The following is a 20,525-nucleotide window of genomic DNA, read 5'->3' on the forward strand; positions in this document are numbered from 1 at the left end:
TTCGTATCTGATTTTTATAGCATTTTTCACGCAAGGCCTTTCATGCAAGCTAGCTCCGTCGCCGCCGTTTCGTCTGTTTCCCAGTCTGCTCCCGCCCGTCTCTGGTCGGTTCCTGAAGTACTCGCGCTCTACGAGTTGCCGCTGATGGATTTGATCTGGCGTGCGCAAGGTGTGCACCGCGAAAATTTCGATCCGAATGCCATTCAACGCTCGACGCTGCTTTCGGTCAAGACCGGCGGCTGTTCCGAAGATTGCAGCTATTGCTCGCAGTCGGCCCGTTACGACACCGACACCGAGCGCGAACGCCTGATGCCGCTCAACGAGGTAGTCGCCGCCGCCCAGGCCGCCAAGGCCAAGGGCGCTTCGCGCTTCTGCATGGGCGCCGCCTGGAAGGGACCGAAGGACAACGATCTCGACCGCGTGCTCGACATGGTCCGTGAAGTGAAGGCGCTCGGCATGCAGACCTGCGTGACGCTCGGCATGCTCAAGGACGGTCAGGCGGAAAAGCTCAAGGAAGCTGGCCTCGACTACTACAACCACAATCTTGATACCGACAAGGAGTTCTACGGTCAGGTCATCAAGACGCACACCCAGGACGACCGCCTCGATACGCTAGAACAGGTTCGCGATGCCGGTATCAATGTCTGTTCGGGTGGCATCATCGGCATGGGCGAGTCGCGCAAGAACCGCGCCGGTCTGCTTGTCCAACTGGCCAACCTGCCCAAGGCGCCGGAGTCCGTGCCAATCAATAACCTCGTGCCAATTCCCGGTACCCCGCTGGCCGACAAGGACCGCCTCGACCCGTTCGAGTTCGTGCGCACCATCGCTGCCGCCCGCATCATGATGCCGACCTCGTGGGTTCGCCTGTCGGCTGGTCGTCAGGAAATGAGCGACGAATTGCAGGCCCTGTGCTTCCTGGCTGGCGCCAATTCGATGTTCTATGGCGATTTTCTGCTGACCACCGGCAATCCCGATATCGAACGCGACGACGCACTGTTTGCCCGTCTCGGCGTCAAGGCAATTTGAGCCCACCCAGCCCGCATTCAGGTTTCGTCGACCGGCAACACGTCGGTCGACGCTTTGCCAGAGTCGCCGCGACGTATGGCGAAGGCGATTTTTTCGCCCGCGAAGTCGATCGCCGGATGCAGGAGCGGCTTGATTTCGTCAAGGTCGAACCGAAGCGGATTCTCGACCTCGGTTGCAGTCGTGGCGGGAGCTTTCCCGGCTTGTCCGCCCGCTATCCCGAGGCTGAACTGATCGGTCTGGACGTCGCGCCGGCCATGCTCTCGGCGGGCCGTGTTCCGCGCGCCGGCTGGCAGCGTTGGCTGGGCATTGGCAAGAATTCCGAGCCGCTTCGCCTCGCTGCCGATGCGGCCAATTTACCCCTGAAATCCCGGTCGACCGCAATAGTCTGGTCCAATCTGCTGCTGCACTGGCTGGACGATCCCATCCCGGCACTGGCCGAGGCGCATCGCGTGCTCGAAGTCGGAGGCCTGCTGATGTTCTCGACGCTCGGCCCGGATACGCTCAAGGAACTGCGCTCTGCTTTCGCCGATGGCTACGCTCACACCCAGCGTTTCGCCGACATGCACGATCTTGGTGACATGCTGGTCGGCTGCGGTTTTGCTGATCCTGTCATGGACATGGAAGTCATCACGCTGACCTACGACGATGTGGACGCCATGTTCGCCGAATTGCGTGCCGCCGGCTCGTCGTGCTCCATGAAGGCCCGGCGCCACGGGATGACCGGCCGGAAATCCTGGGAACGCGCCAAGGCGGCCTACGAAGCCATGCGCAAGGACGGCCGGCTGCCGGCGACCTTCGAAGTCATCTACGGCCACGCCTGGAAGGCAGAGCCGAAGAAAACACCGGATGGCCGTGCCATTGTCCGCTTCGACCTGCCGCGCAAGGGCTGAGCGGCAGGTCGATTTTGGTCATTTTTCCCGGTTGACCGTGGAAATGCCCGGCGCGATCAATTCGGCTTTTGCTTGAAGAATTTCAATGGCTTGACAGCAGCACTCTGCGGTACCGGGATCGCCTTGCGCTTGCGTTCACGAATCCGCCAGCCGAGCAGAAGGGCGACCGCCACGGAATAAGCCAGCGGCCAAAGCAGCGCTGTGGCCTTGACCAGCCAGAAATAATGCACCGTGGCGAGAATGCTGATCAGGTAGATGCTGCGGTGCAATTCCTGCCATTTTCGTCCGCCCAGCTGGCGAATGGCCCAGTTGCTCGAGGTCGCAGCAAGTGGAATCAGGAGCAGGAAGGCGGCAAAACCAACCGTCACGAAGGGGCGCTTGAAAATGTCCTTGGCGATGTCCTCGATCAGGAAGTCATGATCGAAGCCGATGAAGCTCAGGAAGTGCAGCGTGGCGTAGAAAAAGCAGAAGAGTCCGAGCATCCGCCGCAGCCGCGTCAGCCAGTGCATTTGCGTGATCGCCCGCAATGGCGTGACGCAGAGCGTGATGAGCAGGAAGTTGAAGGTCCAGGTGCCCGTCCAGCGCTGGACGAACTCCACCGGGTTGGCGCCGAAGTCGTTGGTATAGGCGGCCCACACCAGGCGCATTGCGGGGATCAGGCAGAGGGCGAAGAGGGCAATCTTGATCCCGCCGAGTTGGCGGTTGTCGGGGTTGAAGCTCATGTCAGAAATTTTTCCGTAAATCCATGCCGGCGTACAGACCGGCGACCTGCTCGGCGTAGCCGTTGAAGGGCAGGGTCTTGCGTTTGAGGAATTCGCCGAGACGGCGTTCGTTGGCCTGACTCCAGCGCCGGTGCGGAACGTCCGGATTGACGTTGGAGTAGAAGCCATACTCGTCAGGCCCGGCTTTCATCCATGCCGTTTGCGGCTGCTTCTCGACGAAGCGGATGCGGACGATGGATTTTGCCCCCTTGAAGCCATATTTCCAAGGCACGATGAGACGAAGCGGAGCCCCGTTCTGCTTCGGCATGACTTCGCCGTACATGCCGACCGCGAGAAGCGTCAGCGGATGTCGTGCTTCATCCAGCCTGAGTGCTTCGACATACGGCCAATCAAGGAGTGGAATGCGTACGTAGGGCATTTGTTCGGGATCGGCCAGGCTCCAGAATTCGACAAACTTGGCGTTGCCGGTCGGTTCGACCCGTTTGAGCAGTTCGTTGAATGAAAAACCGACCCAGGGTACGACGGCGCTCCAGCCTTCGACGCAGCGCAGCCGGTAAATGCGCTCTTCAAGCGGTGCCCACTTCAGAATATCTTCGATGGCGAAAGTCTTTGGCGTTTTGACTTCGCCGTCGATCGTCACTGTCCACGGCTGCGTACGCAAACGGTGGGCATTTTTTGCCGGGCTGTCCTTGTCCGGCCCGAATTCGTAAAAATTGCCGTAAGTCGTCATCGACTGGTAGGGCGTCAGTTTGTCATCGCGCGTCGACAGTGGGCTGGAGAGCAGATTCCCGAATGGGCTGCCCCGTCCCTCGCGGCTTTCTGCTCCATGGGCCAGGCCGAGGCTGGCTGCGCCGAGACCGAGGGCCAGCGTTCGAACGAAGTCACGGCGACCGGAGTAAATCTGGGGATCGGTTATTTCGGAGTTCGGTATTTCCGGGGCGCGGCGAATCAGCATGACGTTTCCTGGTTGGGCTTGAATATCCATTAGTCGGCGTCATTCCGGAATCCTTACAACTGATGCCCGGAAGCGCTGAATTTGAGACTGTCAGGATGCCCGCAGGTTCAGGCAGAAAGCGCTGCCCGCAACTCGATGATGTCCTCTTCGGCTGCCGTCAGTAGATCGGCGTAGCGCACGCGGTCCGCCTCGCGCCTGGCTTCTTCCTCGGCGTCGATGACGCTGCTTTGCCACGGCAGGCCGTTGCCGGCGAGCACGATGGCGAAATAGAGCACGTCGCTGATGGTGCATGGCGTTTCGACCCGACTCAAATGGCTTTGGTCGCGCACGGCATCGGTGATCGCTGCCGGAAGTCCCAGGATGTGCAACAGGCTCTCGCCTATCCCTTCGTGCCAGCCGGCCAGGAGTTCGATCATTGCCGGTTCGTCGGTGCGGTATTCCGGGTATTCGGCCGCGCGAAACAGCAGGTAGAAGATCCCGATGTTATGGACCAGTCCGGTCAGCATGGCATTTTCGGGCGGAACACGGCCGAGATTGCGCGCCAGCACGCGGGCAATTGCGGCAACCTGCAAGGAATGTTCCCAGGTTTGCCGGGCGATATGGTCATAGGCCGCGAGATTTTTTGATCGCAACATCTGATCCATGGCAACAGCCAGCGAGGTCGTGCGGACGATATCGAACCCCAGTCGTTTGACTACGGCATTCAGGTTGGAAACTTGCTCGCCTGACGGGTTGTAGGCGACCGAGTTGGCCAGGCGTAAAAGCTTGCTGGAGATCAGCGGCTCGACGCTGATCGCCTGCACCACCTGCTCGGCGCTGGCGTACGGATCTTTCAGCGCGTTACGAACAAGCAGGGCTGCGTCGAGACAGGTCGGGAAATTGATATCGCCCGACAGGTCACGGGCGATATCTTCAAGAATGTGAAAGTGAATACTGCGACTGCTTGCCATCTCAGCCGGCAATGTAATGTTCCAGTTGGGCGATCAGGAATTGCTGGTCGCAGATGGTTTCCTTGACCAGATCACCGATGGAGATGATGCCGAGGACATTACCGCCTTCGTCCAGTACGGGCAGGTGGCGGAAATGCTTTTCGGTCATCAGGGCCATACATTCGTCGAGAGAAACGCTCGGGGTAACGTAGGCAACCTTGTCGCTCATGATTTCGCGGACCAGTGTTTCCTTGGAGGTTTTGCCTTGCAGGATTATTTTCCGAGCATAGTCGCGTTCGGAAAAAATGCCGACCAGTTGTTCGCCGTCAAGAACCAACACGGCACCGACCTCGTGCTTGGCCATTACCGTGAGAGCGTGAAAAACAGTGTCGCCAGGTGCGACGACTGCCAGTGGGCGATTCCTGCCTGCGAGAAGCTGTTTGAGCGTCTTCATGTTTTGCCTCCTACTCCGGTGGGGTGTTGTGCGTCCAGTCTAGTCGCGTCGACGTGGACTGCCAAGCACCAGAAAAACAAAAAAGGCAGCCGAAGCTGCCTTTTCCTTGCTGGTGCGCGAATTAGCGCAGGCCGGCAGCGTATTCGGCGACGGCCTTGATTTCAGCGTCGGACAACTTGGCCGCGATCATGCGCATCATCTTTTCCGGGTCGTTGCCGCGTTCCTCAACACGGAAAGCCTTCAACTGGGCTTCAGTGTATTCCTGGAACTGACCAGCCAGGCGCGGGTACTGGGCTGGCAGGCCGGCACCAGCCGGGCCGTGACAGCCGGCACAGGCGGGAACGCCCTTCTTGAAGTCACCCTGGCGCCAGATTTTCTGGCCCAGCGCGATCTGGGTTTGGTCCTTGGCGGCGGCCGGTTTCTGTTTCTGGCTGGAGAACCAGGCGGCGACGTTCTTGATGTCGTCGTCGGAGAGCGGGGCAGCCATACCGGCCATGATCGGGTTGTTGCGCACGGGCGGCTTGTCGCCAACCGGCTTGAAATTCTTCAGTTGCTTGGCGATGTATTCCTCAACCTGGCCAGCCAGGTTCGGATTGGCCGAAGCCGGGCTGTTGCCATCGGCGCCATGACAGGCGACACAGATGGATTCAGCAATAGCCTTGCCCTTGGCTGGGTCAGCCTTGGCATGCGCTTCTTCGGAAGCGTGGGTGACGAAACTGGTGGCGAAAAGGATTGCCAGTGCCGCTTTACGGATCATTTCGAACTCCTAGTGCGCGTTTATGGGCGCTTTGGCCGGAACGGAGGTTACAAACCTGTTATTCTATATCAGTTCTCCGCCCTCTTGGCGGGTCTTCTGAGTTTTTTATGCCTCTGTTCCAGCAGGCGGTTTTTTTGACAACCGTCGCCAATCTCCGTGATTTACCGCAGGATTCTGTCCGCGAAGTGGCTTTTGCCGGCCGTTCCAATGCCGGAAAGTCTTCTGCCATTAATACCCTGGCGGGGCGTGTTCGCCTCGCTTATGTCAGCAAAACACCCGGTCGGACCCAGCATCTGAATTATTTCACGCTGGCCGATGGCAAGTATTTCGTCGACCTGCCCGGCTACGGTTACGCCAAGGCGCCAGAGGCGATCCGTTCGCAGTGGGAGGGGCTGATTGGTCCTTACCTGAGCAAGCGGGACCAACTGGCCGGGCTGGTGGTCATTATGGACATCCGTCGGCCGATGACCGACCTTGATTTGCGCCTGATCGACTGGTTTCGCCCAACGGGGCGGCCTATCCACATTCTGCTTTCCAAGGCCGACAAATTGAGCCGGCAGGAGCAGACCAAGTCGCTGCGTTCGGTCAAGGCCGAGGTGGCGACGTGGGGCGATGCGGCGCTGTATTCGGTCCAGCTCTTTTCCAGCTTGAAAAAGACCGGTGTCGAAGAGGCTGAGGGCGTTCTCGCCAGCTGGCTGGAAATCGAAATCAAGTCAAAAGAAAACAAAGGGCCCCCGGATAAGGGGGGTCCGGGGGCTAAAAAGCCTTAACAGGGTCAAGGCGCCCGCTCAGGGAGGTGAAGCGGGAGATAGCGCGTGCCATCTGCGGAATCTGACGCGCGTCAAGGCGGGAAGTTCCGCCGGGCATCAAAATTTTTCTGTGATCAATTGATTGAGGTTGAGGCATGGCTGTAGTGAGTGGTGGTTTTCCCGGAACCCGGATGCGCCGGATGCGGCGTGATGATTTCTCCCGCCGTTTGATGCGGGAGTCGGTCCTGACGGCCGACGATTTTATTTACCCGGTTTTTGTGCTGGAGGGTGAAGGGCGCATCGAAAAGGTGTCGTCCATGCCCGGTGTCGAGCGTCAGTCGCTGGATGTTTTGCTGAAAACGGCGGAACGCGCGGTGAAGCTCGGCATTCCGGCTTTGGCGTTGTTTCCGGTGATCGATGCGTCGCTGAAGTCGCTCGGGGCCGAAGAGGCGTACAACGCCAATGGTCTGGTGCCGCGCGTGATCAAGGCGCTGAAGCGCGAATTTCCGAATCTTGGGGTGATTACCGACGTGGCCCTCGACCCCTACACCAGCCATGGGCAGGATGGCCTGATCGACGAAACCGGTTATGTGCTCAATGACGAGACGCTGGAAGTGCTGGCCAGGCAGGCGCTTTGTCATGCCGAGGCGGGGGCGGATGTCGTCGCACCGTCGGACATGATGGACGGCCGTATTGCCCGTATTCGTGCAGAGCTGGAAGGCGCCGGGCAGATTTACACGCGCATTCTGGCTTACTCGGCCAAGTATGCCTCGGCCTTCTATGGCCCTTTCCGCGATGCGGTCGGGTCGGCCGCCAATCTGGGCAAGGGCAACAAGTACACCTACCAGATGGACCCGGCGAATTCCGACGAGGCGCTACGTGAAGTGGCGCTTGACCTCGAAGAAGGCGCCGATATGGTCATGGTCAAGCCCGGCATGCCGTATCTGGACATCGTCCGGCGCGTCAAGGACGAGTTCAAGGTGCCGACCTATGCCTACCAGGTTAGCGGCGAGTACGCGATGCTCAAGGCTGCGGCGCAGAACGGTTGGCTGGACGAGAAGGCCTGCGTGCTGGAAAGCCTGCTGGCGTTCAAGCGGGCCGGAGCCGATGGCATCCTGACCTACTTTGCATTGGATGCGGCGGAGTACCTGAAGGGCTGAAAAGCGGGTTCAGGATGCAAAAATGGCGGCCTGGGCCGCCATTTGTTTTTCAGGCGCCCGGTGCGCCGGATTGCGACAGGCAGGCGAAGTAGAGCATCGGCCATTGTTGCGGCCATTGAGTCAGCGGTTCGCGCGTGAAGCCGCTACGGGCGTATTGTTCCCAGCGGCCGACGACGTAGCAGCGTAGCAGGTTGGCCAGGGCGCCGAAGTCGGCGTCGGGCTTGAGGTTTTCCTGCGTGGCGGCGATGCGCAACGCCAGTTTGATGGCCGCTTCGACTTTGTCGAGCAAAGTATTGATGCGGACCTGTAAGCGCTCGTTTTCGTTGACCAGGGCATCGCCGATCAGCACGCGGGTCATGCCCCGATTGCGCTGGGCAAAACGCAGTAGCAGGCCAATGATCAGCTCGACTTGCTTGAAACCTTCGTTTTCCTCGGTGGTGATCTTATTGATGACGCTGAACAGGTTTTGTTCGATGAATTCAATCAGACCTTCAAACATTTGGGCTTTGCTGGCGAAATGGCGGTAGAGCGCCGCTTCGGAACATTCCAGTTTGGCAGCCAGTGCGGCGGTGGTGATCTTTTCCCCTTTCGGGGTTTCCAGCATTTCGGCTAGCGTCTGCAGGATTTGCAGGCGCCGTTCGCCCGGTTTTGTCGCCATGTTTCCCCCTCCTCAGATTTCATTTTTGGCCGAAATTTCCAGTCGACCGTAGCATTTTGATAATTGTGTTGCCGAGCGGATTTTAACGTCAACAAAAGGCGACTGGCGTGAGCCAGCGCTCACCCACACGGTTTTCATGCCGAGCTTTTTGGCGGTGACCAGGTTGGCCAGACTGTCTTCGATCATGATGCAACGGCGCGGGTCGAGGTGTTCGGCGCGGAGCAGGGTGCGAAATCCGGACAGCATGGGCTTGGGCTGAAAACGCAGGTTTTCGACCGTATAAACGGCATCGAAGCAGCGGCCGAGTCCGGTGAAATCAAGAATGGCCTCGGCGTAATGCCGTGGTGCGTTGGAGAAGATGATCTTGCGGCCGGGTAGTCGGCGCAGCGTGTGGAGCAGTGGTTTGTCGAAAACGACCATGCGTGGCAGATCGGGAAACTGATGGGTTTCGCGCAGGAAATGGCGCGGGTCAATGTCGTTGTGGCGCATCAGGCCGAGCAGCGTGGCGCCATAGCGTTCCCAGTAGCCTTGTCGAATGCGCGTTGCCTCGTGCTCGTCTACGCCCAGATGGCGCTCGATGTATTGGCGCATCGAACGGTTGATGTGAGGAAAGATGTGCGGCGTCGCGTTGTGCAGCGTGTTGTCGAGGTCGAACAACCAGACCGGGTTTTTCATGGCATTTCCCGTTGCAGAAAGGAAAAAGCCCGCTGGCGCGGGCTTTTCGGGGGCCAATCAAGCATTAGTGCGACTTGATCATCGTGCCGACGCCGTGGTCGGTCAGAATTTCCAGCAACAACGCATGTTCGACGCGACCGTCGATAATGTGCACGCCCTTGACGCCGTTGCGGGCGGCATCGAGCGCCGAGCCGATTTTCGGCAGCATGCCGCCGGACAGGGTGCCATCCTCAACCATTTCGTCGATCTGCTTGGGCGTGATGCCGGTGATCAGTTCGCCGTTCTTGTCGAGCACACCCGGCGTGTTGGTGAGCAGGACCAGCTTTTCGGCCTTGAGGACTTCGGCGATCTTGCCGGCGACGACGTCGGCGTTGATATTGTAGGTCTCGCCATCCTTGCCAACCCCGATCGGGGCGATGACCGGGATGAAGGAACCCTTGTCGAGGTGGTCGATCAGGGTCGGGTCGATGGAAACGATCTCGCCGACCTGGCCGACGTCAATCAGGTCGCCCGGATGGTCCTTGTTTTCCAGCATGAGCTTCTTGGCGCGGATGAAGTTGCCATCCTTGCCAGTCAGGCCGACGGCTTTGCCGCCATGCTGGTTGATCAGGTTGACGATGTCCTTGTTGACCTGACCACCGAGCACCATTTCGACCACTTCCATGGTTTCGGCATCGGTGACGCGCATGCCCTGGATGAACTCACCCTTCTTGCCGACGCGGGCGAGCAGGTTTTCGATCTGCGGGCCACCGCCATGCACGACAACGATGTTGAAGCCAACCAGTTCGAGCAGCACAACATCACGGGCGAAGCAGCTTTTCAGGTGCTCGTCGGTCATCGCGTTGCCGCCATATTTGACGACGATGGTTTTGCCGTGGAAACGCTTGATGTAGGGCAGGGCTTCGGCCAGAACGGCGGCCTTGATGCCGGGGGTGAGGTCTTCGATGCGCATGGCGGGCTCCAAGTGGAATCGCCGCGGATTGTACAAAGAAAAAGGCCGGAACGGGGTCCGGCCTTTTGTGAGCGGTGCTGGCCTTAAACGATGCTTAGGCGTTTGCTGGTGGTTTCGGTCCGCTTGGGCAAAGTCAGTTCAAGGACGCCATCGTTGAACTTGGCGACAGCTTTCCCATCGTCAATTTCCTGTCCCAGTTGGAACGAACGGGAAACCTTGCCGAAATAGCGTTCGGAGCGCAGTACGCGCTCACCTTCCTTGACTTCTTTTTCCTGTTTGACTTCGGCGCTGACCGAAATCTGATTGCCATCAACGACGACATGGATATCTTCTTTCTTGACGCCAGGCAGGTCGGCATGGATCAGATAGCAGTCGCCCTGTTCCTTGACATCCATCTTGATGGAAGGCGGTTGGGCCGGGGCGCCGTCAAAATCCACGGGGCGTACGAAAAAGCCGCGGAACAGGTCGTCGAATGGGTCGATTCGGGTGATGTTTGCCATGGTTTTCTCCTTGGTGAATGAAGCTTTCATGGACCAAATATAGGAGAGGTTTTGGCAGTTTCAAGTCCCGAACGAAGGCTTTTTGGGGAGCATAAGAATGGCATCCCGGTTGCTCCATGAGAAGCAGCGCTCGGCGGCCTCTCGCCAGGGTAGCCATTGCCAGTCCCGGTGTTCGTCAGGAGCCGTGAGGATGGTCGGCCGATCAGCCAATTCCAGGCTGAAGACATGTTCAACGTTTTGGCTGACCCCTGGTGCGTAGCGGTGCCGCCATTCGGTAAAAATTTCGAAGGTGTTGGTCATCTGCCAGTCAACAAGGAGGCCATTGGCCGTGGCTATCCCGGTCTCCTCGAGGACTTCGCGGCGAGCTGTGTCGATCAGTGTTTCGCTGCCTTCGCGGCTGCCCGTTACAGATTGCCAAAATCCCGGGTGGGCAGATCTCTCCAGCAGGAGTACGTCAAGGGCGGCGGTGTGAATGACGACCAGCACGGAAACCGGCTGTTTGTGACCGGTGGTCATGCCTCGGCGAGCGTCGTAATGCCTCGGGCCGGGGCGTCGATCAGCACCCAGAAGGGCACATGCGTTTTGCGCCTGTCTTCGGCTGCCGCCTGCAAGACTGTGATCAAAGTGGCGAAATCAACCGGCTGCGTTGCGCGCAAGCGGGTTACGCCGTTGATGAACAGGACGTGACCCTTGGCGGGTTGCCAGTCGGGGTCGGTCAGGCAGTCATATAGCGCATCGAAATTGGCGCCGTACCAGCTCGGAAAATTGAGCGCGGTACCTAGTTGAAGCAATACGTCCTGCGTTGAAGCGGGCCTGACGATGTCGGCCTTCAGGACGCAGAGATCTGCCTGCTTGGCGGCTGTTTCGATGGTGGATTGTTGAGTTGCAGCCAAGTGGAATACCCCGGATGCACTGGCATTTTCGAGCAGGTTGTCGCTCATCGATATGTCCCTATTCCGCGATTCGCCGAAAGGTCCGGTAGTGGTCGTCGGTGTAAAAGTAATTGTCGTCGCGACCGGCGATGATCCGGCGTGGCCCGCGATCCTTGCGCCATGGCGTTTTTACCGTGTACTCCCGGTAATAGCCACGCGGGTGCAAGGGTAAGCGTTTCTCAAAGTTGCCGAATACGATGCCATCGCGCTCATAGGGAAATGGCCCGCCGGCCTTGATGAGAGAAAGTGTTTGCCGGGCTTCGGCGGGCAAATTTGCCGCCAAAATCGTGTCGACCGCAGCATCGCGCTCGAAACTGAAAGCGAATGCGCTCCCGATCGCCAGCCAGGCGACGATCAGGAGGCGCAGGCAAATCTGCATTGGCGTTTAGGTCGGGCTGACTTCGACTTGCGTTTCGACCTTCTGGCGCAAGCGGATGTGCAGTTCGCGTAGCTGCTTCTCGTCGACACCGGACGGCGCATCAGTCAGCAAACACTGGGCGCGCTGGGTTTTCGGGAAGGCGATCACGTCGCGAATCGATTCGGCGCCGGTCATCATGGTGACGATACGATCCAGACCGAAAGCCAGGCCGCCATGCGGCGGGGCGCCGTACTTCAGCGCATCGAGCAGGAATCCGAACTTGGCTTGCTGTTCTTCCGGGCCGATGTTGAGGGCCGAGAAGACCTTTTCCTGCACGTCGGCGCGGTGAATACGGACCGAACCGCCGCCCAGTTCCCAGCCGTTGAGCGCCAGGTCGTAGGCCTTGGCCAAGCACTTGCCCGGATCGCTGACCAGCAGGTCGAGGTGATCGTCCTTGGGGCTGGTAAACGGATGGTGGCAGGCCGACCAACGCTTGTTCTCGTCGTCGTACTCGAACATCGGGAAGTCGATGACCCACAGCGGCGCCCACTTGGCGCCGGTGACGAAGCCTTTTTCGTGGCCGATCTTGATACGCAGCGCGCCGAGGGCGTCATTGACGATCTTGGCCTTGTCGGCGCCAAAGAAGATCAGGTCGCCGGATTGGGCGCCGGTGCGTTCGATGACGGCCTTGAGCGAGGCTTCGGAAAGGTTCTTGACGATCGGCGATTGCAGGCCGGTTTCGTTGATCTGGGTAACGTCATTGACCTTGATGTAAGCCAAGCCGCGAGCGCCATAGATACCGACGAACTGGGTGTAGGCATCGATCTCTCCGCGGGTCAGCGTGGCGCCGCCCGGAATGCGCATGGCGGCGATGCGGCCACCTTCGCTGTTGGCAACGCCGGCAAAGACCTTGAAGGCGACATCCTTGAAGGCGTCGGTGACCTCGGTCAGTTCGAGCGTAACGCGCAGGTCCGGCTTGTCCGAGCCGAAACGGTGCATGGCTTCAGCGTAGGTCATGCGAGGGAAGTCCGGCAGATCGACGTCGATCGCTTCCTTGAAGACGGTGCGGATCAGCTTTTCCGTCAAAGCCATGATCTCGGCCTCGCTCATGAACGAGGTCTCGATATCGACTTGGGTGAATTCCGGCTGACGGTCAGCGCGGAGGTCTTCGTCGCGGAAGCATTTGACGATCTGGTAGTAGCGGTCGTAACCAGCGACCATCAGCAGCTGCTTGAAGAGCTGCGGCGATTGCGGCAGGGCGAAGAACTGTCCAGGATGGACGCGGGATGGCACCAGATAATCTCGTGCGCCTTCCGGGGTAGACTTGGTCAGCATCGGTGTTTCGATGTCGATGAAGCCGTTGTCGTCGAGGAAGCGGCGGAATGCCCGGGCAGTCTTGTAGCGCAACATCAGGTTGTTCTGCATCTGCGGGCGGCGCAGGTCGATAACGCGGTGCAGGAGGCGAACGTTTTCCGAGAGATTGTCTTCGTCGAGTTGGAACGGTGGCGTGACGGAGGGGTTCAACACCTCGATCTCATGGCAGAGGATTTCGATTTCGCCGGATGCCAGGTTTGCGTTCGTAGTGCCTGCGGGGCGTGGGCGTACCTTGCCGGTGATCTTCAGACAAAACTCATTGCGGACCGATTCGGCGATGGCGAAAGTGGCTGCGCGATCAGGATCGCAAACAACCTGTGCAAGGCCTTCGCGATCGCGCAGGTCGATGAAGATGACGCCGCCGTGGTCGCGTCGGCGATGGGCCCAGCCGCACAATGTGACGATTTGCCCGTCGAGGGCGCTGTTGAGTTGTCCGCAATAATGGCTACGCATGAAACTTTCCGGTTAATTCAGGAGTGAGTGATGACTCGGGGGTGGGGCTGGGGGGCCACGACGCCCATCGAGATGATGTATTTGAGCGCTTCGTCGACGGTCATTTCAAGTTCGATGACATCTTTGGCAGGGAGCATCAGGAAAAAGCCCGAAGTCGGGTTTGGCGTGGTCGGCACGTAGACGCTGACATGCTCACCGTCGAGATGGTTGACGATATCGCCGCCGGGATGTCCGGTCTGGAAGGCAATGGTCCAACTTCCCTGGTGGGGGTAGTGGATGAGCAGTGCCTTGCGAAAGGCATTTCCATTCGGCGAAAAAAGCGTGTCGGAAACCTGTTTTACGCTATGGTAAACCGAGTTGACGACAGGAATGCGAGCCAGAATTTTTTCTGACCAGACAACCAGCTTCTGGCCAATGAAATTGGTGGCAAGCAGGCCGGTAAACAGAATCATCGCGAGCGTCAGAACAGCACCGGCGCCAGGAATGGCAAACCCCACCAAACTTTGCGGATGCATGCCCTCGGGCAGCAGGCGCAAGGACTGATCGAGCGTGCTGATGATCATCGACAGCACCCAGCCGGTGATGACCAGCGGAACCCAGATGAGCAGGCCCGTGATGAAATAGCGTTTGATCAGTTGGCCACGCACGACGAGCAGCTTCCTTCTCCAGTCTGGCATGGGGGGGCGGAATCTGCTTTCTTGCTGCCACCCTTGAAGTCGGTGGCATACCAGCCACTGCCCTTGAGCTGAAAGCCGGCGGCGGAAAGTAGCTTGCTGTAGCTTTCCTTGCTGCATTCCGGGCAAATCGTGAGCACGGGATCGCTCATTTTTTGCAGATGTTCTTTCTGGAAGCCGCAGGAGTCACAGCGATATTCGTAAATCGGCATGGGAGTCCTCCAAAACCTTGAATTATAACCGAGAGTCGGAGTTGGCTATATCGGGGCGAGGACGGCTTTTTTCAACCGATCAGACCAAGATAACTGTGCGTGATTGCCTCACCCCAGAAAAGGGCGATCCCCCCAGCTGCCGCAAGATAAGGGCCGAACGGAATCGGAACGTTGCGCCCATGGCGGGTGGCAACGATCAGCGTGATACCGACGATGGCACCGACGACAGAGGAGAGCAGGATAATGGCTGGCAGCATTTGCCAGCCCAGCCATGCCCCGAGCGCGGCAAGGAGTTTGAAATCGCCGTAACCCATGCCTTCCTTGCCGGTGGCCAGCTTGAATAACCAAAATACGCTCCATAGCGCCAGATAGCCTAGCATCCCGCCGACGACTGCGGAGGGAAGGTCAGCATATGCTCCCCACAGGTTAAGAGTGAGACCCAGCCAGAGCAATGGCAGGGTGATCGAGTCCGGCAATAGTTGGGTGTCAAGGTCGATGGCGGCGAGCGCAATCAGGGCCCAGACCAATACGAGCGCGCCGGCTGCTTGAAGTGTTGGACCGAAATGCCAGGCAACATAAGCCGAGATCAGGCCCGTAAGTGCTTCGATAAACGGATAGCGGGGCGAAATGCGCGCATGGCATCCCGAGCATTTCCCCTTGAGAATCAACAGATAGCTGATAATCGGGATATTCTCGACGGCCGTAATTTGGTGGCCGCAGGTAGGACACCGTGAGCGTGGCTTTGCGAGAGATAAGGGTTCTGCCACGGTCGGCCCCGCTTCTCCCCGCAATTCGGCACATTGCGCCTGCCATTCCTGCTCCATCATTTTGGGCAGTCGATGAATGACTACGTTAAGAAAACTGCCAACACACAGGCCGAGCAGCCCGGCCGCAGCAGCCAAGCCGCCCAGGGTTTCCGGAAGCATTAGACGACGGCTCCGATCTTGAATATTGGTAGATACATGGCAACAACCATGCCGCCAATCAGCGTGCCGAGGACCACCATGATGATAGGCTCCATCAGGCTGGACATCGCATCCACTGCGTCATCGACTTCCTGTTCAAAAAAATCGGCAACCTTGGATAGCATGGAGTCCAAGGCACCGGATTCCTCTCCGATAGATACCATTTGGATTACCATGTTGGGGAATATATTTACGTTTTGCATTGCGGTAGTCAGATTGAGACCAGTGGATACCTCGCTCTGAATCTGTCGGGTCGCAACTTTGTAAACATGGTTGCCGGCGGCGCCGCCAACTGACTCGAGGGATTCAACCAGCGGCACGCCAGCAGCAAACATGGTGGCCAGGGTTCTGGTCCAGCGAGCAATGACCGACTTGCGGACGATTTCTCCAAAAATGGGCATTCTCAAAAGCAGTCGATCCATAGCCATCTGGATTTTTTCTGAGCGCTTCCAGCTCTCTAGAAAAGCGTAGAGGCCACCGCCGAGAATGCCGAATATGGCCCACCAATAGGAAACGAAAAAGTCGGAAAGCGCGATTACAAACAAGGTCGGCGCGGGCAGGTCGGCGCCAAAGCTCTGGAAGACTTCCTTGAAGGCCGGGATGACGAAAATCATGATCACGGCTGTGATAATGAAGGCAACCACCAAGACTGCAATCGGATAAAACAGCGCCGACTTTATCTTGCCTTTGATCGCCAGAATTTTTTCCTTATAGGTTGCAAGGCGGTCAAGCAATGTGTCCAGAATGCCTGCCTGTTCGCCAGCAGCCACCAAGTTGCAATACAAAGCGTCGAATTGCAGCGGAAACTTACGGAAGGCTTGAGACAGTGAACTACCTGTTTCGACATCCGCTTTTATGTCGAGCAACAGCTTGCCCACAGCGGGATTGGAATGCCCTCGGCCGACAATATCGAATGATTGTAGTAAAGGAACGCCCGATTTCATCATGGTTGCCAATTGGCGGGTGAAAAGGGAGATGTCCTTTTCGGTAATCTTGCCGCCAGTCTTGAAGCGGACTTTCTTGGCCTTAACGCTGGTTATACCTTGCCGACGCAACGTGGTTTGCACGACAGAGTCGCTCGCTGCGCGCATTTCGCCCCGAACGGTTTTTCCGTCTTTGTTCTTTCCCTCCCAGAGGAAGGTGTTTTCCTTGACTGCCGAGGCCTTAGATCTTGCGGCGGTAGCCATATCTTTTCCTTTTCATTAGGCGTTGGTAGTGCTTAAGACTTCGTCAAGTGACGTCATGCCTTGTTTTACCTTTAGCAAACCGGATTCGCGCAGGTTTTTCACGCCTTCGGTCTTTGCTTGTGCGCCAAGGTCAAGCGCAGTGGCACCGCTCAAGATCAAACGTTGCATAGCCTCGGATATCGGCATGACCTGATAGATGCCGACTCGCCCCTTGTAGCCTGTACCTTTGCAGCGATCACAACCGCTTGGACCAAACAGGGTCCAGGATCCGTCGAGGTCGGCCTCCGCATAGCCTGCGTCAAGAAGGGCCTGCTCTGGAACTGTGATGGGTTTCTTGCAGTTGCAGAGCCGGCGGGCCAAGCGTTGAGCAGTGATCAGTAGAACGCTTGAGGCAATGTTGAACATGGGGACCCCCATGTTCATCAGGCGGGTCAAGGTTTGTGGTGCGTCATTGGTATGCAGTGTAGACAGCACAAGGTGGCCGGTCTGGGCTGCCTTGATCGATATCTCGGCAGTTTCCAGGTCGCGGATTTCGCCGACCATGATGATGTCTGGATCCTGGCGTAGAAAGGCTTTCAGCGCGACAGGGAAAGTTAATCCCGCGCGATCATCGACGTTGACCTGATTGACACCGGGAAGATTGATTTCAGCGGGATCTTCGGCTGTTGAAATATTGATCCCATCCTTGTTCAGGATGTTGAGGCAGGTGTAGAGCGATACAGTTTTGCCGGAGCCTGTCGGCCCGGTTACCAAAATCATTCCGTAAGGCCGGCTGATGGCTTCCAGCAGCACTGCCTTCTGTTCCGGCTCGTAGCCGAGTGCCTCAATGCCCAATGTGGCTGACGTGGGGTCGAGAATCCGCATTACGATTTTTTCGCCCTGCAATGTCGGCAGGGTGCTGACCCGGAAATCGATGGCGCGACTCTTCGATAGAACAAGCCGCATACGCCCGTCCTGCGGGACGCGCTTTTCTGCAATGTTCAGTCGGGAAATGACTTTGATGCGCGAGGCAATTTTCTCCTTGATCGCCAAGGGGGGGGTAGCTACTTCACGCAAGATGCCGTCGACACGAAAGCGGATGCGGTAGAACTTTTCGTAGGGTTCAAAGTGGATGTCGGATGCGCCGTCGTTGATGGCATCGAGCAGCATTTTCTGAATGAATTTAACAACCGGCGCATCATCGATTTCCTGGCCGGCTGCTTCGTCGACTTTGCCCGCAGCTTCCTCGTCGAGAAAGTCCAGGTTGATGTCTTCGTTGGTGAAATTCTTGAGTGCGTCTGCGGCTGATTCGGCGTACTTGGCGACCAGAGGCGCGAGTTTGGATTGCTCGACGACGATGGGGTCAACAGCGAGTCCCGTCTGAAAGCGGATTTCGTCTAGGGCGCGTAGATTGGTCGGGTCGGCAATGGCGACCGAAAGGCGGTTGCCGCGTTTGTTGAGCGGGATTACCTTGTGCGTGGCAATCAGCTTCCGGTCGATTGCATCGGACGGAATGTGCGCCTCGTCGAAGGCTGCGAGATCGAGCAATGGATAGCCAAAGGTGTCAGCAACAAAACGCGCGATATCAAGCGCGCCAGCTTTCTGGCTGATGATGATCTGCTCGATCAGCGATGTCTTGCTGCTGTGAGCTTGTGCCAGCAATTGTTCTGCCTCAGCCTCCTTGAGTTGCCCGGCCTGTACAAGGGCTCGTGCCAAGCCGCCGAGTGGAGGATTTTGAGGTGTTGCTGCCATTGATCAATATGAAATGCTGATTAGATCGCTTGATGATGCTACGCAGGCGCCCGTTTGTAAAGGATAGCTGGGTTGCTAGGTGGTTTCAGGTCGAAAGATACGGACGGTAACGACACTTCGGTCCTGGGTCTGAAGCACTTCGACGGCGACCCCCGCTAGCTTGATACTGGTGCCGGACTCCGGAATGTCCTGGAAATGTTCGAGAATCAGACCATTCAGCGTTTTGGGGCCATCGATTGGGAAATCCAGGCCAAGCATCCGGTTAAGGTCACGTAGGGCGCGGGAGCCTTCGACGATGGCGTCACCTGCCTCTGACCAGCCAAGTTCGTGACTGAGGCCGGGTAGGGAGGTGGTGAAATCGCCGACGAATTCTTCAATGATGTCCTCAAGCGTCAGAAGGCCGAGGATCTCGCCGTATTCGTCCACAACGAAGCCGATTCGTTGGCGGTTTTCCTGGAAAAAGGCGAGTTGCGAAAAAACCGGTGTGCCTGGGGCAATGTAATAAGGTGCCTGCAATTGTTGCAACAAGGCTGCTTCGTCGAAATCCTGGTCGCCAAGGTTGGTGAGCAAGCGGCGAACCGGCAGTACGCCGATTAACTGGTCCAGCGATTCACGGCAGACAGGAAGTCGGCTGTGATGGCTGGTGGCGAGTTGGGCGTGTACCTCATTCCATTCTTGGTCGAGATCGAGGATTTCAATGCTGCCACGAGGCGTCATGACATCTTCGACGGTAATGTTGTTGAGTTCAAACAGGCTTGAAAGAATCGCGTGGTGCTTCTGGGGCATCAGGTGTGATGACTCGAGCACCAGGCTGCGCAACTCTTCAGGGGATAGTTTGGCGGGCCCGTCGGAGCTTTTCGGCGTCAGACGAAAAAGTCGAAGCAGGCCGCTGGCGAAGAGGTTGATGAACCAGACCGCGGGGTAAAAGAGCCGGAGCAGCGGGGTCAGTATGTAGCCAAGGCGGACGGCCAGGCGATCGGCGTGGGTGGCGCCAATGATCTTGGGGGTGATTTCCGAGAAGACGAGGATGGCAAAGGTGACGGCCAGGGTGCCCACGGCCAGCGCCCACTTTTCTTCGCCGAACAGCGCGATGGTGATTACCCCGACGAGGGTGGCGGCGGCTGAGTTGACCAGATTGTTGCCGAGCAGGATGACGCCGAGCATTTTGTCGGTCTTGTCGAGCAGGGAGATTGCTTTTTGTGCTCCACGATGTCCGGATTGGGCCAAGTGGCGGAGGCGAAAGCGGTTGCTGGCCATCATGGCAGTTTCGCTGAGCGAAAAAAAGGCCGACATGGCCAACAGCACAACCAGCACTATAAGTAGCGCCGATAAGGGGATTTCATCCACGGCTCAGACGCGCCCCAGGATGACTTCGGCGACGAAGCGGCTGCCGACGTAGGCCAGAATCAGCAGCGCGAATCCGGCCAGGGTCCAGCGCAGGGCGCGTTTGCCGCGCCAGCCCCAGGCGTGGCGCCCGACCAGAAGGGTGGCGAAGATGCCCCACGAAGCAAAGGCGAACAGGGTTTTGTGATCCACCGTCAGTGGCTTGCCAAACAGGGCTTCGGAGAAGAGCACGCCGCTGCCGACGGTGAGTGTCAGCAGAATGAAGCCGATCAGCAGCATCCGGAACAGCAGCTTTTCCATGGTCAGCAGGGGCGGCAGACTGTTCAGGCTGCGTTTCAGCGAGCGTTTGTGCAGGGCGTTCTCGGTAAAGCCCATGAAAATCGCGTGCAGTGCAGACAGGGTCAGCAAGCTGTAGGCCAGCATGGCGGCCAGGAAGTGGAGTTTGAAGCCGGTGGCGCTGGCGTGGGCGACCAGATGTACGTTCGGGAAGATGACCGGGAGTGCTGTACACAGCGCGGCTAGTGGCAGGACCATGGGTTGCATGCCCTCCATGCGGGCCATGAAGCTCTCCAGCCAGTAAATGAGAACGGCGAGCCACATCATGAGCGACAGGGCAAAACTGAACGAGAAGCGCATGCCGACTTCGGCAAACAGGGCGTCGTAGAGTCCTGCCGCATGAATGAAAAGTGCGGCGGCAATGCCGATGCGCTCCCAGGTTTGCATGGGACACGCGACGCACTGGTTTTCTCCCTCGCGCCAGCGGGTGTTCCAGAAATGGAAGCCAAGTGCACCATAAAGCAGGGCGGCGAGAATGTGCGGCAGAAGCTGAATTACAATATCAACCATCCTTAGATTCTACTAGAAGCCC

General features: G+C 58.0%; 24 protein-coding genes. 4 read left to right on the forward strand and 20 right to left on the reverse strand.

Translation table 11 applies throughout. The features are described from left to right. Positions 1-42 precede the first annotated feature (42 nt). Entirely contained in the window at positions 43-1,026 is a 984-nt protein-coding gene (gene bioB / locus KI613_RS03120) for a biotin synthase BioB (protein ID WP_226403766.1), read from the forward strand. Then, complete coding sequence (locus KI613_RS03125; protein WP_226403767.1) at positions 1,023-1,916, forward strand: methyltransferase domain-containing protein; 894 nt, start codon at positions 1,023-1,025, stop codon at positions 1,914-1,916. The genes bioB and KI613_RS03125 overlap by 4 nt, the downstream gene beginning before the upstream one ends. Positions 1,917-1,972: 56 nt before the next feature. On the opposite strand, the gene KI613_RS03130 is transcribed toward KI613_RS03125, so the two are convergent. The 5 genes from KI613_RS03130 to KI613_RS03150 form a co-directional block, all read right to left on the reverse strand. After that, entirely contained in the window at positions 1,973-2,638 is a 666-nt protein-coding gene (locus KI613_RS03130; RefSeq protein WP_226403768.1) for a protein-methionine-sulfoxide reductase heme-binding subunit MsrQ, read from the reverse strand. Position 2,639: 1 nt separating this feature from the next. Next, positions 2,640-3,593, reverse strand: coding sequence for a protein-methionine-sulfoxide reductase catalytic subunit MsrP (gene msrP, locus KI613_RS03135; protein ID WP_226403769.1), 954 nt, complete (start codon positions 3,591-3,593; stop codon positions 2,640-2,642). A 107-nt stretch (positions 3,594-3,700) separates the two neighbouring features. Then, complete coding sequence (locus KI613_RS03140; protein WP_226403770.1) at positions 3,701-4,543, reverse strand: HDOD domain-containing protein; 843 nt, start codon at positions 4,541-4,543, stop codon at positions 3,701-3,703. A gap of 1 nt (position 4,544) precedes the next feature. Continuing rightward, complete coding sequence (locus KI613_RS03145) at positions 4,545-4,976, reverse strand: CBS domain-containing protein (RefSeq protein WP_226403771.1); 432 nt, start codon at positions 4,974-4,976, stop codon at positions 4,545-4,547. 121 nt (positions 4,977-5,097) lie between these two features. Continuing rightward, complete coding sequence (locus KI613_RS03150; protein WP_226403772.1) at positions 5,098-5,733, reverse strand: c-type cytochrome; 636 nt, start codon at positions 5,731-5,733, stop codon at positions 5,098-5,100. A 107-nt stretch (positions 5,734-5,840) separates the two neighbouring features. On the opposite strand from KI613_RS03150, the gene yihA reads away from it, so the two are divergent. Both yihA and hemB read left to right on the forward strand, forming a co-directional pair. Further along, complete coding sequence (gene yihA, locus KI613_RS03155; protein ID WP_226403773.1) at positions 5,841-6,503, forward strand: ribosome biogenesis GTP-binding protein YihA/YsxC; 663 nt, start codon at positions 5,841-5,843, stop codon at positions 6,501-6,503. A gap of 134 nt (positions 6,504-6,637) precedes the next feature. Beyond that, positions 6,638-7,642 carry a porphobilinogen synthase gene (gene hemB / locus KI613_RS03160; protein WP_226403774.1) on the forward strand — a complete coding sequence of 335 codons (1,005 nt, stop codon included), beginning with the start codon at positions 6,638-6,640 and terminating at the stop codon, positions 7,640-7,642. Between the two features lie 49 nt (positions 7,643-7,691). On the opposite strand, the gene slmA is transcribed toward hemB, so the two are convergent. The 15 genes from slmA to KI613_RS03235 form a co-directional block, all read right to left on the reverse strand. Beyond that, positions 7,692-8,300: a nucleoid occlusion factor SlmA gene (gene slmA / locus KI613_RS03165; protein WP_226403775.1), complete on the reverse strand. Its 609-nt coding sequence runs from the start codon at positions 8,298-8,300 to the stop codon at positions 7,692-7,694. Positions 8,301-8,312: 12 nt separating this feature from the next. Then, entirely contained in the window at positions 8,313-8,975 is a 663-nt protein-coding gene (locus KI613_RS03170; protein WP_226403776.1) for a pyrimidine 5'-nucleotidase, read from the reverse strand. Positions 8,976-9,039: 64 nt separating this feature from the next. After that, positions 9,040-9,927, reverse strand: coding sequence for an acetylglutamate kinase (gene argB, locus KI613_RS03175; protein WP_226403777.1), 888 nt, complete (start codon positions 9,925-9,927; stop codon positions 9,040-9,042). Between the two features lie 83 nt (positions 9,928-10,010). Then, positions 10,011-10,427, reverse strand: a complete 417-nt coding sequence (locus KI613_RS03180) for an Hsp20/alpha crystallin family protein (protein ID WP_226403778.1) — start codon at positions 10,425-10,427, stop codon at positions 10,011-10,013. 60 nt (positions 10,428-10,487) lie between these two features. Beyond that, entirely contained in the window at positions 10,488-10,943 is a 456-nt protein-coding gene (nudB, locus tag KI613_RS03185; RefSeq protein ID WP_226403779.1) for a dihydroneopterin triphosphate diphosphatase, read from the reverse strand. Further along, the gene (locus KI613_RS03190; RefSeq protein WP_226403780.1) at positions 10,940-11,368 is read right to left on the reverse strand and encodes a barstar family protein; all 429 of its coding nucleotides are present in this window, start codon (positions 11,366-11,368) and stop codon (positions 10,940-10,942) included. Before KI613_RS03190 ends, nudB begins: the two co-directional genes overlap by 4 nt. A gap of 10 nt (positions 11,369-11,378) precedes the next feature. Beyond that, a complete protein-coding gene (locus KI613_RS03195) occupies positions 11,379-11,738 on the reverse strand; it encodes a ribonuclease domain-containing protein (RefSeq protein ID WP_226403781.1) in 360 nt (119 codons plus the stop codon). A gap of 6 nt (positions 11,739-11,744) precedes the next feature. Next, positions 11,745-13,544, reverse strand: a complete 1,800-nt coding sequence (aspS, locus tag KI613_RS03200; protein WP_226403782.1) for an aspartate--tRNA ligase — start codon at positions 13,542-13,544, stop codon at positions 11,745-11,747. A gap of 17 nt (positions 13,545-13,561) precedes the next feature. Continuing rightward, entirely contained in the window at positions 13,562-14,176 is a 615-nt protein-coding gene (locus KI613_RS03205; RefSeq protein ID WP_310494693.1) for a DUF502 domain-containing protein, read from the reverse strand. After that, positions 14,176-14,430, reverse strand: a complete 255-nt coding sequence (locus tag KI613_RS03210) for an FmdB family zinc ribbon protein (RefSeq protein ID WP_226403784.1) — start codon at positions 14,428-14,430, stop codon at positions 14,176-14,178. The genes KI613_RS03205 and KI613_RS03210 overlap by 1 nt, the downstream gene beginning before the upstream one ends. A gap of 71 nt (positions 14,431-14,501) precedes the next feature. Continuing rightward, a complete protein-coding gene (locus tag KI613_RS03215) occupies positions 14,502-15,356 on the reverse strand; it encodes a prepilin peptidase (RefSeq protein ID WP_226403785.1) in 855 nt (284 codons plus the stop codon). After that, a complete protein-coding gene (locus KI613_RS03220) occupies positions 15,356-16,582 on the reverse strand; it encodes a type II secretion system F family protein (RefSeq protein ID WP_226403786.1) in 1,227 nt (408 codons plus the stop codon). The genes KI613_RS03215 and KI613_RS03220 overlap by 1 nt, the downstream gene beginning before the upstream one ends. A gap of 15 nt (positions 16,583-16,597) precedes the next feature. Beyond that, the gene (pilB, locus tag KI613_RS03225) at positions 16,598-18,313 is read right to left on the reverse strand and encodes a type IV-A pilus assembly ATPase PilB (protein ID WP_226403787.1); all 1,716 of its coding nucleotides are present in this window, start codon (positions 18,311-18,313) and stop codon (positions 16,598-16,600) included. A 75-nt stretch (positions 18,314-18,388) separates the two neighbouring features. Next, positions 18,389-19,660: an HlyC/CorC family transporter gene (locus KI613_RS03230; RefSeq protein ID WP_226403788.1), complete on the reverse strand. Its 1,272-nt coding sequence runs from the start codon at positions 19,658-19,660 to the stop codon at positions 18,389-18,391. Between the two features lie 3 nt (positions 19,661-19,663). Continuing rightward, entirely contained in the window at positions 19,664-20,503 is an 840-nt protein-coding gene (locus KI613_RS03235; RefSeq protein ID WP_226403789.1) for a cytochrome C assembly family protein, read from the reverse strand. Between the last annotated feature and the right edge of the window lie 22 nt (positions 20,504-20,525).

Origin of the sequence: Ferribacterium limneticum, assembly GCF_020510585.1 — a bacterium.
In the GTDB taxonomy this organism is placed as follows: Bacteria; Pseudomonadota; Gammaproteobacteria; order Burkholderiales; family Rhodocyclaceae; genus Azonexus.